The following is a 16,119-nucleotide window of genomic DNA, read 5'->3' on the forward strand; positions in this document are numbered from 1 at the left end:
ACAGGCGTTTTATCAACCAAACAACCAGTAGCCCAGCAACGTCAGAACCAGCACTGCCAACACAGGACGCAGCACACGGTAAGCCTTGGGGTTGCTGCGCTTGAACTGCTTGACCTTGCCACTGAAGCCATCGCTGAAACGCTTGCTGAACGCATAAGCCTGATTGATACCACCGACGCGCTCATCGTCCAGATTCTGGGGTGCGGTCGCACGACCCAGGAAGGCGCTGACGCTGCGGTTCAGTCGGGTCATCAGACGACTGGTCAGCGGACGCTCGACGTCACAGAACAGAATCACGCGGGTCTGGGTGGTTTCGTTCTTGACCCAGTGCACGTAAGTCTCGTCGAACATGACGTCTTCGCCATCGCGCCAAGAGTATTCCTTGCCATCGACGAAAATCCGGCAATCATCGGAATTGGGCGTGGAAAGACCCAGATGATAGCGAAGAGAACCGGCAAACGGATCGCGGTGCGGATTAAGGTGGCTGTCGCCCGGCAACAGCGCAAACATCGCGCCCTTGACGTTGGGAATGCTGTTGACCAGCGCAACGGTCTTCGGGCACAGCGCTTCAGCCGAAGGCAGGGCCTTGTCGTACCATTTCAGGTAAAAGCGCTTCCAGCCTTTTTTGAAGAACGAACCGAAGCCGGCATCGTTGTTCTTCTCGGCAGCACGGATATAGCCTTCGTCGAACAGGTGCATCGCTTCGTCGCGAATGGTTTCCCAGTTGTCCTTGAGCACATCCAGCTCGGGGAACTTGCTGCGGTCCAGGTACGGCTTGGACGGCACGCGGGAAAACAGATACATCAGCGCGTTATAGGGCGCGAACAGCGCCGAATGGTTCACGAACTGACGCAGCAACGGCAACCGGGCCTGCCCGCGCAGATGCACGTACAGCGTGCTGCCCAGAAAAAGCATCAGGATCAATGCCTTGGCAGCAAATGAAAGGGTCATGAAACTCTCCTTGGAGCGGGCAGACAACGCTGAACGTAACGCCGACAGTCGGTCAATGCGAAGGACCAGAAACGCCGGACGATCAGTGAAGATCGTGCGGCGCTGGAAAGGTGGCCATCATAAACCCTTGGACCGCTCGCATGAAGTACGCACGGCCCAAGATGTGTTACTGCGACAGCTCCTGATCAGTGAACAAGTCGCTGAACAGCATGCTCGACAGGTAGCGTTCTCCGGAATCCGGCAGGATCACGACGATGGTCTTGCCATGCATTTCCGGTTTCTCTGCCAGCCGCACGGCCGCTGCCATCGCCGCGCCGCAGGAAATACCGCACAGGATGCCTTCTTCCTGCATCAATCGACGTGCCATGGCCTTGGACTCCTCATCGGTCACCCGTTCAACCCGGTCGACCAGTGAAAGGTCGAGGTTTTTCGGGATGAAACCAGCACCTATGCCCTGAATCTTGTGCGGACTGGGCGTGATCTCTTCACCGGCCATGGCCTGGGTGATGATCGGCGAGCCGTCCGGTTCGACAGCCACCGACAGAATCGGCTTGCCTGCGGTGTGTTTGATATAGCGCGACACGCCGGTGATCGTACCGCCAGTGCCAACGCCCGCAACCAGCACGTCGATTGCGCCGTCGGTGTCATTCCAGATTTCAGGGCCGGTGGTCTTTTCATGAATGGCCGGGTTGGCCGGGTTCTCGAACTGAGCGGGCATGAAATATTGCTCAGGGTTGCCCGCAAGCAATTCTTCGGCCTTGGCGATGGCGCCTTTCATACCCTTGGCCGGCTCGGTCAGGACCAGTTCGGCACCCAGCGCCTTGAGCACCTTGCGACGCTCTATGCTCATGGACGCCGGCATGGTCAGCATCAGTTTGTAGCCTCGCGCGGCAGCGACGAACGCCAGGCCGATACCCGTGTTGCCCGACGTGGGTTCGACGATGGTCATGCCCGGCTTGAGTTTGCCGCGGCTTTCAGCGTCCCAGATCATGTTGGCGCCGATCCGGCACTTTACCGAGTAGCCCGGATTACGCCCTTCAATCTTGGCCAGAATCGTGACACCACGCGGTGCGATACGGTTGATCTGCACCAATGGCGTGTTGCCGATGGAATGGGCGTTATCAGCGTAAATACGGCTCATGAAGATGTCCTTATGCACATCGATTAAATAAATAAAGCCTATGCCGCCAGCGGTTGGGCGTCCAGTATCACCGAACCGACGCTGCCGAACGCAGTCAACCCTTCACTGCAACCGGAGACTCGTGTCATGAAACGTCGCTACAGTTGGCCGCTATGGACGCTGGCCGGTCTGGTCATTCTGCTGATCGGAATCAACATTGCCCTGCCCTTTCTGGTGCGTGACTACCTGAATGACAAACTCGCCGACATGGGTGATTACCGCGGTCAAGTCACTGACGTGGACCTGGCCCTGTGGCGTGGCGCGTATCGGATCAAAGGGCTGAATATCGTCAAGGTCGACGGCAAAGTACCCGTGCCGTTCGTTAAAGCACCGATCATCGAGCTGGCGGTCAGCTGGCATTCACTCTGGTACGACCACGCCGTTGTCGCCGAGGTTTTATTTATCGACCCGGAAATCAACTTCGTCGATGGCGGTAACAATAAACAGGCTTCCCAGACCGGTCAGGGCACGGACTGGCGCACCCAGTTGAACAAGCTTCTGCCTGTGACACTCAACGAAGTGCGCATCGGCAACGGACGTATCACCTTCAACAACTTCAACTCGACGCCCAAGGTGAAAATCGAGGCGGATCGGGTCAATGCCAGCTTCTACAACCTGACCAATGTGGTGGACGTCGAAGGCAATCGCGACGCCAGCTTCGAAGGCAAGGCGCGCCTGCTGGGAAGTGCCAACATGGAAAGTACAGCCCGCTTCGATCCGTTCAACAACTTTCAGGATTTCGACTTTCGCCTCAGAGCGACGGGTATTCAGTTGAAAAAGCTCAACGACTTCTCATCGGCCTATGGCAAGTTCGACTTCAATGCGGGCAACGGCGACATCGTGATCGAGGCTCAGGCAGACAAAGGCCAACTGAGTGGCTACATCAAACCGCTGCTGCGCAACGTCGAAGTCTTCAACTGGCATCAGGACGTCGAAGACAAGGACAAGGGCGTGTTTCGCTCGATCTGGGAAGCACTGGTCGGCACCAGCGAAACCGTGCTGAAAAACCAGCGCCAGAACCAGTTCGCCACGCGTGTGGACCTGAGCGGCAGCGTCAACCAGCAGAACATCAGCGGCTTTCAGGCGTTCTTGCAGATTCTGCGTAACGCATTCGTACAGGCGTTCAATGCGCGCTATGAGAGCAACAAGGATTCCTGACCCCTGGGTCGCCCCGGTCAAACCGTGACGCCCCATTCAAGAACTGAATGGGGCGTCTGCGTTCACAGGGGTCCGGTACGCACGTTATAGTCCAGGCATTATTTGCCACTATTACAGCGTGCGGGCTCTGCGTCGCGCATGTGCTGCGAGAGGATTCATCGATGAAGTTTGAAGGCACCCCGGCATACGTCGCCACCGACGATCTGAAGCTTGCGGTCAACGCGGCCATCACTCTGGAGCGTCCACTGCTGGTCAAGGGTGAGCCCGGCACCGGCAAGACCATGCTCGCCGAGCAACTGGCCGAGTCATTCGGTGCGCGGTTGATCACCTGGCACATCAAGTCGACCACCAAGGCGCATCAGGGGCTTTACGAATACGATGCCGTCAGCCGCCTGCGTGACTCGCAACTGGGCGTGGACAAGGTCCACGATGTGCGCAACTACCTGAAGAAAGGCAAGCTCTGGGAAGCCTTCGAATCCGAAGAACGCGTGATCCTGCTGATCGACGAAATCGACAAGGCCGACATCGAATTCCCCAACGACCTGTTGCAGGAACTCGACAAGATGGAGTTCTACGTTTACGAGATCGATGAAACCATCAAGGCGAAACAGCGCCCGATCATCATCATTACCTCCAACAACGAAAAAGAGCTGCCGGACGCCTTTCTGCGTCGCTGCTTCTTCCATTACATCGCCTTCCCGGACCGCGCGACGCTGCAACGTATCGTCGACGTGCACTACCCGAATATCAAGAAAGACCTGGTGAGCGAAGCGCTGGACGTATTCTTCGATGTGCGCAAGGTGCCTGGACTCAAGAAGAAACCCTCGACCTCCGAACTGGTGGACTGGCTCAAGCTGCTGATGGCCGACAACATCGGAGAAGCCGTGCTGCGCGAACGCGATCCGACCAAGGCCATTCCGCCGCTGGCCGGCGCACTGGTCAAGAACGAACAGGACGTGCAATTGCTGGAGCGACTGGCGTTCATGAGCCGTCGCGGCAATCGCTGAGTCTCTTCATTCATCCTGCTACGAAAAAGGGCGACAGCCATGCTGCTCAACCTGTTCAACGAAATGCGTGCAGCCAGGGTGCCGGTGTCCCTGCGCGAGTTGCTGGACCTGATCAATGCGCTGAAACAGCGGGTCATCTTTGCCGACATTGACGAATTCTACTTTCTGGCTCGCACAATTCTGGTCAAGGATGAGCGCCATTTCGACAAGTTCGACCGGGCGTTCGGTGCCTACTTCAATGGCCTGGAAAAGCTCGACGATCACTTGCAGGCGCTGATCCCCGAAGACTGGCTGCGCAAGGAATTCGAACGTTCTCTGAGCGAAGAAGAACGGGCGCAGATCCAGTCCCTGGGCGGCCTCGACAAGCTGATCGAAGAATTCAGGAAACGTCTGGAAGAACAGAAAGAACGCCATGCCGGTGGCAACAAATGGATCGGCACCGGCGGCACCAGCCCGTTCGGCTCGGGCGGTTACAACCCTGAAGGTATAAGGGTCGGCGACGCAGGCGAACGCAAGGGCAAGGCGGTAAAGGTCTGGGATCAGCGCGAGTACAAGAACCTGGACGATCAGGTGGAACTGGGCACGCGCACTATCAAGGTTGCCTTGCGCCGCTTGCGCAAGTTTGCTCGTCAAGGCGCAGCGGACGAACTGGACATCGACGGCACTATCGACCACACCGCCCGCGATGCCGGCCTGCTGAACATCCAGATGCGCCCGGAGCGACGCAACACCATCAAGTTGCTGCTGCTGTTCGACATCGGTGGCTCGATGGACGCACACGTCAAGGTCTGCGAAGAGCTGTTCTCGGCCTGCAAGACCGAGTTCAAGCACATGGAGTATTTCTACTTCCACAATTTCGTGTACGAATCGGTGTGGAAGAACAACCTGCGCCGCGGTTCGGAGCGAACCTCGACTCAGGACCTGCTGCACAAATACGGCGCTGACTACAAAGTGATCTTCATCGGCGATGCTTCCATGGCGCCCTACGAGATCACCCAGCCCGGCGGCAGTGTCGAACACTGGAACGAAGAAGCAGGCTATGTGTGGATGCAGCGCTTCATGGCCAAATTCAAGAAGATTGTCTGGATCAACCCTTACCCGAAAGACACCTGGGGCTATACCGCCTCGACGCACATCGTCCGTGACCTGGTGGAAGACCACATGTATCCGCTGACACTACGCGGCCTGGAAGAAAGCATGCGCTACCTGGCCAAATAAGCGGATGTCGCTGTAAACAAGGCCAGTCATCGACTGGCCTTTTTCGGCCCGACCAACAGCATTTTCCTTTTGTAACTCCGAACTACGCTCAGGTTTCTGACAATCATTCAGACGGTCATGTGCTGACTGAGTAAGTTTTTCTGCCGTTACTCCATCGTTTTGCCTGAGCAACCGTCGCGACTTCGCGGGTTACTTATGATTGAAACGCTTGGGATCATGCAGCCTTACTTTTTCCCCTACATCGGTTATTTTCAACTTATTGCCGCGGTGGAGCGCGGACTGGTTTTCGATATCGTCAAATATAAACGCAAGAGCTGGATGAACCGCAACCGGGTATTGGACGGCTATGGCGGCTGGCAATACATCAAGGTCCCGGTCAGCGCCAGAGACGACACGCTGATCAAGGACGCCACGATCAGCGATTACAGGGCCGCCCACACACGCATCAAGAACCAGTTGCAACATTACCGCGGCAAGGCGCCATACTTCCGATACGTGATGCAGTTGATCGACCTTACCTTCGACACGCCGGACACAACACACATCTGCGATTTGAATACGCGTTCATTGAAGGTGGTGTGTGATTATCTGGACCTGCCGTTCAATTGGAAAACCTGCTCGGAGATGAAGTTCGACTTGCCTGTCATTCAACATGCCGGGCAATGGGCACTGGAAATCAGTACGTTGATGGAAGCCCGTCAATATATAAATGCCACGGGCGGCCGCGGTATATTTGTCGTCGACGAATGGCAGGAGCGCGGTATCGAACTTCGCTTCCTGGAGCCCTCTTCATTCCGTTATGACACCGCCCAGCCTTTCAACTTCATCGAGAATCTTTCGATACTGGACGTCCTGATGTGGAACGCCCCTGAAACAGTGCTGACCTATATACGCAATGAAACAAGGGCCGTCGTATGAGCGACCCCTCGGCATCATTCATGTTTCATGTGCCTCACGGTTTGGCGCGGTTTGTCCAGCCGACGGCTCGCCAAAGGCTGCGCGGATACGCTGGACGCCGGCATCGCAGCTCAGTAACAAGCTGCCCGTGGGCTTTCTCCCGAGTGAAGGCTCGACTGACGCCTAGCGCCAGTCTCTTTCCAACTGCGGCTTGCGACGCCCGCCGTTCACGACCCAGCCGAGCAACAACACAAGGCTTTCGATTACCAGCGCCAGCAGCAGTGCGCTGATGATGCCCCAGGCAATGACCTCAGGGGCCAGCAGGACTTGCCAGGTGTAACCGTTGAGCGTCTCGCGACGGATATCAGGGTCGGAAGACGTGGCGACGTAGAAAGCCCGCGAATACCAAGGTCCCTGGAGCCCCAGCCACTGACGCTCCAGCACATGCGTGCGGGTCAGCAGGGTCTCGATATTATCGGCATCGCTACGAAACACAGGGTCTTCGCTGCTGCGATAGTGTTGAATCAGTGCCTGGATATCGCCCTTGAAGAACTGCGCAGCGGTGTTGTTATAGCCCTTGATCGCTTGCTGGGCTTCGATCAGGTGCGCCTCGACACGCTTGCTGTAGTCACTGATGAAGCCTGGCACCTGAACGCCAAACAGCAGACCTGCCGTGAACAGGACCAATCGCAGATAACTTCGCAGCATGGACATCCCTCTTGCGTTGAATTCCGTATGACCGAGGCTTATGGCGTGACCGATTCGGTCGAGCCCTTGCAGACACATTCGCCCTTGCGCCACAGACTCCACTGTCCCGGCTCGTAGGCGTTCCAGTTTTCATTCGCGGTCAACGGCTCGGTGGCAATGACTGTGACCACATCGTGGGGCGTGGTTTCCGCCTGAAAATCGACAATCACGTCAACGTCCTTCAAACGGGCCGGACCGAATGGCGCGCGACGGGTGATCTGAACCAGTTTGGTACTGCAAAAGCAGAACAGCCAGTCGCCGTCACTCAGCAGACAGTTGAACACACCTTTGCTGCGGTATTCGGTGCAGGCCTGGATCAATGTCGGCAGCAGTTGTTCGACTTCGACCGGCTCGGGAAACGCTTCACGCACGCGGTTAAGCAGGTCGCAGAATGCCGCTTCGCTGTCCGTATCACCAACAGGTCGATAGAAGGTGACGCCCGGGCGGAACTCGGCCAGTTGACCGTTGTGGGCGAAACACCAGTTGCGGCCCCACAATTCGCGCACGAAAGGATGCGTGTTGGACAGGCAGACCTTGCCGACATTGGCCTGACGAATGTGGCCGATCACGACTTCGCTTTTGATGGGATAACGCTGCACCAATTGCGCGACTTCCGACTCGCTGCTGGCGGCCGGGTCCTGGAACAGGCGCAGGCCGCGTCCTTCGTAGAAGGCGATGCCCCAACCGTCGCGGTGCGGGCCGGTCTTGCCGCCACGCTGCATCAGCCCGGTAAAGCTGAAAACGATATCGGTAGGGACATTGGCGCTCATGCCCAGTAATTCACACATGCTCAGATTCTCGCTTCAGGACGTTTTGCAGCGGTCATGCGCCGCATGCTGCAGCGCAGGCCAGCGAAGCGGGACGCTACAGGCGCGGCTCGACCCGTGCGCCGCGTGCCGTAGTGGCCGGAGACGGCGCAGCGTGCTTGCGAGCATAGCGTTCGTCGCCGGCAAACGGATCGTCTTCAGCGTCTGTTTCGACGGGTTCGGCGACCGGCTGCGGTTGACGGGCCTTGCGGCTTCTCTCGATCGGCCAGCGGATCAGCACGAACAGCAGGTACGCACCGAAGGCGAACATGCCGTACATCGCCAGGTCCGAAACGGCAGTCCAGACATTGCTGCCGACCTTGAACATCAGGTCCAGCGCAGTAATGGCAACGGCCGGAGCGTAGGCGTCCTTGACGGGGTCAACCAGTGTCGGTGTGAACAGCAACACAGCGGCGATGACACGCAGCGGTTCCTTGAGGTAGCGCCACATCCAGCCGGTCATCAGAAACCACACCAACAGGCAACCCAGCGCGGCAAAGGCGTAGAGGCTCCAGGCGATCAGATAGTCGTTCTCGGTCATGTCGTCCGTTGGCAAGGCAGGTAAAGAGGCGCTTATGATAACGGCTTTTCACCGGCCCGGCTTGCCTGGGTTGTTTAATCGGCGCAGCGTGTCTTCATAATTCATCTGATTGCCACTTTAAAGAGAGCCCCGCATGTCCTTTTCGAATGCAACCTCACGCGCCCCGATCGCTCGCAAGGCTCAAGGCTCGGATCCCTACGCCTGGCTGCAGAACCGCGACACCGATGAAGTGCTCGACTATCTGAAAGCTGAAAACCAGTATCAGGAAGAACAGCTGGCGGACCAGAGCGCGCTGCGTGAAACGCTGTTTCAGGAAATCAAAAGCCGCATTCTGGAAACCGACCTGTCACTGCCCTCGCCCTGGGGTCCGTATCTGTATTACACGCGCACCACAGCGGGCGACGAATACGCACGCCATTACCGTTGCCCGCGTCCGGCGGATGACTCGAACACAGTCGATGAAAGCCGGGAAGAACTGCTGCTTGATCCCAACGTGCTGGCCGACGGCGGATTCTTTTCACTCGGTGCATTCAGCATCAGCCCAGACCATCAGCGCCTGGCCTACAGCCTGGATACCAGTGGCGATGAGGTTTATCAGCTCTACGTCAAGGAACTGGGCACCGGACACGTCAGCAGCCTGCCGTTCGAGGATTGCGATGGCAGCATGACCTGGGCCAACGACAGCCAGACGCTGTTCTTCGGTGAACTGGACGACACCCATCGTCCACACAAGCTGTATCGCCACAAACTCGGTAACGAGACCGCCAACCTGGTATTCAGTGAGCCGGACGGCCGCTTCTTTCTGCACTGCTTCCGTACCAGTTCCGAACGCCAATTGGTGCTGCTGCTCAACAGCAAGACCACCAGCGAAGCCTGGGTGCTGGACGCCGAGCATCCCGAGCAGGCTTTTACCTGCCTGGCGCCGCGCGTCGAAGGTCATGAATACTTTCCTGATCACGGGCTGCTTGATGGCGTCTGGAGCTGGTTCATTCGCAGCAACCAGAGCGGCATCAATTTCGCCCTGTACCACGCACCCGAGAAAGCGACCGGCGTTCCAACCCGCGATGACTGGCAGACGCTTATCCCGCACAGCGACTCGGTGATGCTCGAAGGTGTCGGCCTCAACGCCAAAGGTCTCAGCCTGAGTTTGCGCGAAGGTGGCCTGCCGATCATTGAGATCCGTCCTCAGGACCTGCCCGCCTATCGCGTGCAACTGCCAGACGCGGCGTACAGCCTTTATGTGCAGGACTCGCTGGAGTTCGACAGCCCACGAATTCGCCTGCGTTATCAATCGCTGAACCGCCCGCCTCAGGTCCGTCAGCTGGAACTGGCAACCGGTAAGCAGGTTGTGCTCAAGGAAACGCCCGTACTGGGGACCTTCGATGCCGACGCCTATGTCAGCCAGCGCCTTTGGGCGACCGCCGCTGATGGAACCCGGGTGCCAATCAGTCTGGTGGTCAAACGCGAACTGGCCGGTCAGGCGACGCCGCTTTATCTGTATGGCTACGGTGCCTATGGCGAAAGTCTGGACCCGTGGTTTTCCCATGCACGTCTGAGCCTGCTGGACCGGGGCGTGGCGTTCGCGATCGCGCATGTGCGGGGAGGCGGCGAGTTGGGCGAAACCTGGTATCGCAACGGCAAGCAGGAACACAAACAGAACACTTTTGGTGACTTCATTGCCTGCGCCGAGCACCTGATTGCCCAGGGGTTGACGCACTCCGGGCAACTGGTGATCAGTGGCGGCAGCGCTGGCGGCCTGTTGATGGGCGCTGTGCTCAATCAGCGTCCAGACCTGTTCAAGGCGGCGATTGCGGAGGTGCCGTTCGTGGACGTGCTCAATACCATGCTCGATCCCGAGCTGCCGCTGACCGTCACCGAATATGACGAATGGGGCAATCCGCAAGAGCCTGAGGTCTACGAGCGCATCAAGGCCTACGCACCTTATGAGAATGTCCGCGCCCAGGCGTACCCGGCCATGCTGGTGATCGCCGGCTACAACGACAGCCGCGTACAGTATTGGGAAGCTGCCAAGTGGGTCGCGAAATTGCGTGCCACGAAGACCGATGACAACCTCTTGCTGCTCAAGACTGAACTGGGTGCCGGGCACGGCGGTATGAGCGGCCGCTACCAAGGCCTGCGTGATGTGGCACTGGAATACGGGTTCATCTTCAAGGTATTGCAGACCGGCGAATGAACTTGGCACCCAACACCTGTCTTACTAGCACCGGGGGCACGGATATGCCCCCTTCTCTGTCGCCTGATTACAAGACCGAACCATGTCAGAACAACTGTCCAACCTGAACAATGCCATTCGCGACATGCTGCTGGACTGCGGCCTGTTCGACACCCTGCTGCCGAGCGATTTCCTTGCCGTGGCGGGCTACTTCAGCATCACCGACATCGAAAAGGGTGAAGTGGTGTTTGCCGAGGGCGATGCCGGAACGTTCATGTGCATCATTCATCAGGGCACGGTGTCCGTGCAGAAGCTCAACAGTGAAGGTCAGCAGGTCGAAATCGCCACGCTGCGCCGCGGCCGGGCATTCGGCGAGATGGCGGTGCTGGACGGCGAACGCCGTTCGGCCAGTTGCATCGCAGCGACAAGCTGCCAATTGCTGAACCTGGGTCGCGACTCGCTGGACAAGATGCTCGATGAAGCACCGAAGATTGCTGCCAAGATCATCCGCGCCCTGGCCATCTCGCTGTCACGACGCCTGCGCATGGTCGACGGCCAATTGCTCTCGCAACAGGTGTGAGTTTGCTCGTCCGGCGCTAAACTTGCCGATATTCCGCTTTCAATGCGCACACGAACAGGTGACACCATGAGCACGGCCAACCCGCCTTCCCACACTGCCAAGCTGGACCGTATTCTGGCCGACGCCCAGCGCGACCGCGAAATGGGCTACCGCGACAAGGCCCTGCGCATGTACCCGCACGTCTGCGGTCGCTGCGCCCGGGAGTTCGCCGGCAAGCGCCTGAGCGAACTGACCGTTCACCACCGCGACCACAACCACGATAACAACCCGCAGGACGGCTCCAACTGGGAACTGCTCTGCCTGTACTGCCACGATAACGAACACTCACGTTATACCGACCAGCAGTACTTCTCCGACAGTTCCCTCAGCTCGCCGAAAACCTCCAAGGCAACGCACAACCCGTTTGCTGCGCTGGCAGGGCTGATGAAGAAGGACGAATGACGGGAAAGCCTGCACCTATCGCTCAGCGAAGCATCTGCATGATCAAACACGTCGGGGGCGCAGGGCGTCCCATGATGGACGCCCACGCGGAGCGATGGGCACGATCAGTGTCGATGCCGACGACGCCTCGTGGTAGCAACGCTCCGGACGCACCGCGTGCTCAGTTGACGTGGCGCAACCTGACTGTCATGTAATCCCCTTGCCTTATGCCTTACGCCATCTTTCTGCCAAATCCGCAGGCTGTCCGGCCTGCGACGAACCGACCGAACGGATACGCCATCATGCTTCCCGGAACATCAAGACGAACCTTTGTGAAAGGACTGACAGCAGGGGGTCTGCTGAGCGGGCTGGGGCTTTGGCGCAGCCCGGTCTGGGCAGCGCCGCGCCCAGGTGAATCACTGGAACTGTCAGGCACGGAATTCGATCTGTTCATCGGCGAAACGCCGGTCAACCTTACTGGCAGCCCGCGCACGGCCATGACGGTCAACGGCGGCCTCCCCGGCCCTCTGCTGCGCTGGCGCGAAGGCGACACCGTCACGCTGCGCGTGAAGAACCGTCTCAAGGACAGCACGTCCATTCACTGGCACGGCATCATCCTGCCCGCCAACATGGACGGCGTTCCGGGCCTGAGCTTCGACGGCATCGCCCCGGACGGCATGTACGTCTATCGCTTCAAGGTCAGACAGAACGGCACCTACTGGTACCACAGTCACTCCGGCTTTCAGGAGCAGTCCGGGGTCTACGGGCCGCTGATCATCGACGCCAGAGAGCCTGAACCCTTCAGCTACGAGCGCGAGCACGTCGTGATGCTCACTGACTGGACGGACGAAGACCCGACCCGGCTGATGAAAAAGCTCAAGAAGCAGTCCGATTACTACAACCAGAACAAACGCACCGTGGGCGATTTTATCAACGACGTCAGCGACAAGGGCTGGAGCAAGACCGTTGCCGACCGGGCCATGTGGGCGCAGATGCAGATGGATCCGACCGATCTGGCGGACGTCAGCGGCGCCACTTATACCTACCTGATGAACGGCCAGGCACCGGACATGAACTGGACCGGCCTTTTCAAACCCGGTGAGCGAATCCGTCTGCGTTTCATCAACGGCTCATCCATGACCTACTTCGATGTGCGCATTCCCGGCCTGAAGATGACCGTCGTCGCCAGCGACGGCCTGCATGTCAAACCGGTGAGCGTCGACGAATTTCGCATCGCCGTGGCCGAAACCTTCGACGTGATCGTCGAGCCTGCCGAAGGCGCCTACACGGTGTTCGCCCAATCGATGGACCGCACCGGTTATGCGCGAGGCACACTCACCAGCAGGCCGGGCATGAAAGCAGATGTGCCGTCCCTCGACCCGCGCCCGTTGCTGAGCATGGACGATATCGGCATGGCCGGCATGGATCATGGCGCAATGAGCCACGGCAGCACGAATCAAGACAGCATGCAGGGCATGGACCACAGTCAGATGGACCACGATATGCAAGGCATGGATCACACCACCATGCCCGTGAACACCTCGCAGTCGCACCCTGACAGCGAGACCGACAACCCACTGGTCGATATGCAGGCCATGAGCACCTCATCCAGACTCGACGATCCGGGTATCGGCCTGAGAAACAACGGACGCAGAGTACTGACCTACGCCGACCTGCACAGCACATTCGACGACCCGGACGGCCGCGAGCCGAGCCGTACGATCGAGTTGCACCTCACCGGTCACATGGAAAAATTCGCCTGGTCGTTCGACGGCATAAAGTTCTCCGACGCCGAACCCTTGAAGCTCAAATATGGCGAACGAGTTCGCGTGGTGCTGGTCAACGACACGATGATGACGCACCCGATCCACCTGCACGGCATGTGGAGCGATCTGGAAGACGAGAATGGCCGGTTCAAGGTGCGCAAACACACCATTGACATGCCACCGGGCTCAAAACGCAGCTATCGCGTGACTGCCGATGCCCTCGGGCGCTGGGCGTATCACTGCCATATGCTTTATCACATGGAAATGGGCATGTTTCGCGAAGTGCGGGTAGAAGAATGAAGACTCACGTGTTGACCCCGATCCCGGGCCACCCTCGCCTGCCGATGGTACTGCTGATGGGCCTCGGCCTGATATTCACGGCGCAGGCCAGCGCTGCCGATATGCAGGGCATGGACCACAGTATGGATCACTCCGGCCACGCCATGCCGGAAACGCAGCCGGCGCAGTCCACGCCCGAGCAGAGCCGGACGCCGATTCCGGCCATCACCGATGCAGACCGGGCGGCGGTCTACACCAGCCACGACGGTCATCAGGTGCATGACGACGCCATCAATTCCTATTTCCTGGCCGAGAAGCTGGAATGGCAGAACGCGAACGACGGCAGTGCGCTGGCCTGGGATCTGTCCGGCTGGATTGGTGGCGACATCGACAGACTGGTGCTTCGCTCGGAGGGCGAACGCGTGAACGGCAAAACCGAGGAAGCGGAACTGCAGGCGCTCTGGGGACACGCTTTAACCCCGTCGTGGGACGTGGTTCTGGGTGCCCGCCAGGATTTCAAGCCCGGCGCTCCACAAAGCTGGGCGGCGTTTGGCGTGCAAGGCTCGGCAATTTCCGACCTCGACGTTCAGGCCACCGCCTTTCTCGGTGAAGCCGGTCAGACCGCTGCACGGCTTGAGGGCGATTACGATCTGACGCTGACCAATCAACTGATCCTGCAACCTACCGCCGAAATCAACGCCTACGGTAAGGACGACCCGCAACGCGGTATCGGCTCCGGCCTTTCGAGCACTGAACTCGGGCTCCGGCTGCGCTACGAAGTGCGCCCTGAGTTTGCGCCTTACATCGGCGTAACCTGGAATCGTACCTACGGCAAAACGGCCGACTACGCCCGCGAGGAAGGCGAAGACGTTAACGACGCTCGGCTTGTGGTCGGGGTACGCATGTGGTTCTGACGCGGGGCAGTCTTGTATAATCGGCGGTTTTCCCCAGAGCACCCTCCCCGTGGCCAACAAACGTTACGCCTGCATCGGTCTGTACAACCCAAAGTCACCGGAAAACGTCGGCTCCGTGATGCGCGCCGCTGGCTGCTACGGCGTGGCTTCGGTGTTCTATACCGGCAAGCGCTACGAGCGGGCGCGGGACTTCATCACCGACACCAAGAAGATTCATCAGGACATCCCGCTGATCGGCATCGAAGACCTCAAGAGCATTCTGCCGCTGGGCTGCATTCCCGTGGCCGTCGAGCTGGTCGATGGTGCGAGGGCGCTGCCGGAATACACGCATCCGGACCGCGCTCTGTACATTTTCGGCCCTGAGGACGGCTCGCTGGATCAGGACATTCGTGACTGGTGCGAAGACGTGGTCTACATCCCTACCGAGGGCTGCATGAATCTGGCCGCAACGGTCAATGTCGTGCTGTACGACCGCATGGCAAAAGGCATCAATACCCGCTCCGGCCCTCAGTTCGGTCGTGAAAAGGCCGATCCGTCCAGCGAAGGATGAAGTAAAAGCATTGAACCAGTCTCGCTGACGGGCAGTCAGTTTCTCTGAACCGACTTACACCACTCTGGAGAGCCATCATGCGCGACACCCCGATTATCGAGCGTATCGACACACCCGAGCCGTTTCAGCCGCATCCCGATCAGAACGTTCAAGGCTGGGAGCGCATCGGCTCGCTGGCAGGCGGCGTCCTGATGATGGGTAAAGGCGTACGTCGCGGCGGATTTCTGGGCCTGATTCAACTGGCCATTGGCGGCGCAGTTCTGGCACGTGGCATCACCGGCCACTGCTCGGCCAAGAGCCTGATGGAGAAAGGTCGCAGCGACCTGCAAAGCGCGCGCTCCACCATCGAACGTGCCGGTGCCGAGCTGAGCGAGTTGCAAGCCAACGCCGAGAAAGCTGTGAAAACCGCGACCGTCCACGGCATCGATGCACTCACCGAGCCAAAGCCCGGCGTCTGATCACTCAGCCTGCACGAAAGATCAGGTGATCCTCCCAGTCGTCCTCGGCCACGCTCAGCTCACTGAGCATGCGTCCGGACTGGGAGATACGCTCGTGATGCACCGCATCGCGGTCGCCGCACACCAGATGATGCCAGAGCGGCAAGTCCTTGCCCTCGCTCACCAACCGATAGCCGCAGGTCGGCGGTAACCACTTGAATTCATCTGCCTGACCCGGCGTAAGCTGAATGCAGTCCGGCACCGAGGCGCGACGGTTTTCATAGTCGGAACACTGACAGGTCTTCAGGTCCAGCAGCTTGCAGGCGATGCGCGTGTAATACACGCTGTTGTCTTCTTCGTCCTCCAGCTTTTGCAGACAGCACAGTCCGCAGCCGTCGCACAGCGACTCCCACTCGTTGCTGTCGAGCTGATCGAGGGTCTTGCGGATCCAGAAGGGTTCAACTTTGGCGGCCATGGTTCGGACAACAGTATCGG

General features: G+C 58.9%; 17 protein-coding genes. 11 read left to right on the plus strand and 6 right to left on the minus strand.

Features of this window, described 5'->3' with window-relative positions; all coding sequences use genetic code 11:
• Positions 1 to 12: 12 nt before the first annotated feature.
• Positions 13 to 951, minus strand: coding sequence for an aspartyl/asparaginyl beta-hydroxylase domain-containing protein (locus KDX39_RS05040; RefSeq protein ID WP_231659598.1), 939 nt, complete (start codon positions 949 to 951; stop codon positions 13 to 15).
• Positions 952 to 1,117: 166 nt separating this feature from the next.
• Positions 1,118 to 2,092, minus strand: coding sequence for a cysteine synthase A (gene cysK, locus KDX39_RS05045; RefSeq protein ID WP_231659599.1), 975 nt, complete (start codon positions 2,090 to 2,092; stop codon positions 1,118 to 1,120).
• 126 nt (positions 2,093 to 2,218) lie between these two features.
• Here cysK and KDX39_RS05050 point away from each other — a divergent pair, with 126 nt between their 5' ends.
• The 4 genes from KDX39_RS05050 to KDX39_RS05065 all read left to right on the plus strand — a co-directional run bounded on the left by KDX39_RS05050 (position 2,219) and on the right by KDX39_RS05065 (position 6,432).
• Positions 2,219 to 3,289 (plus strand): DUF748 domain-containing protein, encoded by a 1,071-nt coding sequence (locus tag KDX39_RS05050; protein ID WP_231659600.1) that lies wholly within the window; start codon positions 2,219 to 2,221, stop codon positions 3,287 to 3,289.
• A 161-nt stretch (positions 3,290 to 3,450) separates the two neighbouring features.
• Entirely contained in the window at positions 3,451 to 4,296 is an 846-nt protein-coding gene (locus KDX39_RS05055) for an AAA family ATPase (RefSeq protein ID WP_025994938.1), read from the plus strand.
• 39 nt (positions 4,297 to 4,335) lie between these two features.
• The gene (locus KDX39_RS05060; RefSeq protein ID WP_231659601.1) at positions 4,336 to 5,514 is read left to right on the plus strand and encodes a vWA domain-containing protein; all 1,179 of its coding nucleotides are present in this window, start codon (positions 4,336 to 4,338) and stop codon (positions 5,512 to 5,514) included.
• Positions 5,515 to 5,709: 195 nt separating this feature from the next.
• Positions 5,710 to 6,432, plus strand: a complete 723-nt coding sequence (locus KDX39_RS05065; RefSeq protein WP_231659602.1) for a WbqC family protein — start codon at positions 5,710 to 5,712, stop codon at positions 6,430 to 6,432.
• A gap of 162 nt (positions 6,433 to 6,594) precedes the next feature.
• Here the strand turns inward: KDX39_RS05065 and KDX39_RS05070 are convergent, their stop codons facing one another.
• The 3 genes from KDX39_RS05070 to KDX39_RS05080 form a co-directional block, all read right to left on the minus strand.
• Entirely contained in the window at positions 6,595 to 7,119 is a 525-nt protein-coding gene (locus tag KDX39_RS05070) for a DUF2937 family protein (protein ID WP_099229871.1), read from the minus strand.
• 38 nt (positions 7,120 to 7,157) lie between these two features.
• Positions 7,158 to 7,946, minus strand: a complete 789-nt coding sequence (locus tag KDX39_RS05075) for a class II glutamine amidotransferase (RefSeq protein ID WP_231659603.1) — start codon at positions 7,944 to 7,946, stop codon at positions 7,158 to 7,160.
• A 76-nt stretch (positions 7,947 to 8,022) separates the two neighbouring features.
• Complete coding sequence (locus tag KDX39_RS05080; RefSeq protein WP_099229867.1) at positions 8,023 to 8,505, minus strand: MFS transporter; 483 nt, start codon at positions 8,503 to 8,505, stop codon at positions 8,023 to 8,025.
• 133 nt (positions 8,506 to 8,638) lie between these two features.
• On the opposite strand from KDX39_RS05080, the gene KDX39_RS05085 reads away from it, so the two are divergent.
• From KDX39_RS05085 to KDX39_RS05115, 7 genes are all read left to right on the plus strand, one after another.
• The gene (locus KDX39_RS05085; protein ID WP_231659604.1) at positions 8,639 to 10,699 is read left to right on the plus strand and encodes a S9 family peptidase; all 2,061 of its coding nucleotides are present in this window, start codon (positions 8,639 to 8,641) and stop codon (positions 10,697 to 10,699) included.
• 82 nt (positions 10,700 to 10,781) lie between these two features.
• Entirely contained in the window at positions 10,782 to 11,258 is a 477-nt protein-coding gene (locus tag KDX39_RS05090) for a cyclic nucleotide-binding domain-containing protein (protein WP_231659605.1), read from the plus strand.
• A 66-nt stretch (positions 11,259 to 11,324) separates the two neighbouring features.
• Positions 11,325 to 11,699: a YajD family HNH nuclease gene (locus tag KDX39_RS05095; RefSeq protein WP_231659606.1), complete on the plus strand. Its 375-nt coding sequence runs from the start codon at positions 11,325 to 11,327 to the stop codon at positions 11,697 to 11,699.
• Positions 11,700 to 11,980: 281 nt separating this feature from the next.
• Positions 11,981 to 13,744 (plus strand): copper resistance system multicopper oxidase, encoded by a 1,764-nt coding sequence (locus KDX39_RS05100; protein WP_231659607.1) that lies wholly within the window; start codon positions 11,981 to 11,983, stop codon positions 13,742 to 13,744.
• Entirely contained in the window at positions 13,741 to 14,637 is an 897-nt protein-coding gene (locus KDX39_RS05105; protein WP_231659608.1) for a copper resistance protein B, read from the plus strand. Before KDX39_RS05100 ends, KDX39_RS05105 begins: the two co-directional genes overlap by 4 nt.
• Before the next feature lie 49 nt (positions 14,638 to 14,686).
• On the plus strand, positions 14,687 to 15,187 hold the full coding sequence (locus tag KDX39_RS05110; protein WP_184319083.1) for an RNA methyltransferase: 501 nt from the start codon (positions 14,687 to 14,689) through the stop codon (positions 15,185 to 15,187).
• A gap of 77 nt (positions 15,188 to 15,264) precedes the next feature.
• The gene (locus KDX39_RS05115; protein WP_231659609.1) at positions 15,265 to 15,645 is read left to right on the plus strand and encodes a YgaP family membrane protein; all 381 of its coding nucleotides are present in this window, start codon (positions 15,265 to 15,267) and stop codon (positions 15,643 to 15,645) included.
• Positions 15,646 to 15,649: 4 nt separating this feature from the next.
• Here the strand turns inward: KDX39_RS05115 and KDX39_RS05120 are convergent, their stop codons facing one another.
• A complete protein-coding gene (locus KDX39_RS05120) occupies positions 15,650 to 16,099 on the minus strand; it encodes a YcgN family cysteine cluster protein (RefSeq protein WP_210040527.1) in 450 nt (149 codons plus the stop codon).
• Between the last annotated feature and the right edge of the window lie 20 nt (positions 16,100 to 16,119).

Source organism: Pseudomonas sp. CDFA 610, from assembly GCF_021147865.1.
GTDB classification, from domain to species: Bacteria; Pseudomonadota; Gammaproteobacteria; order Pseudomonadales; family Pseudomonadaceae; genus Aquipseudomonas; species Aquipseudomonas alliivorans.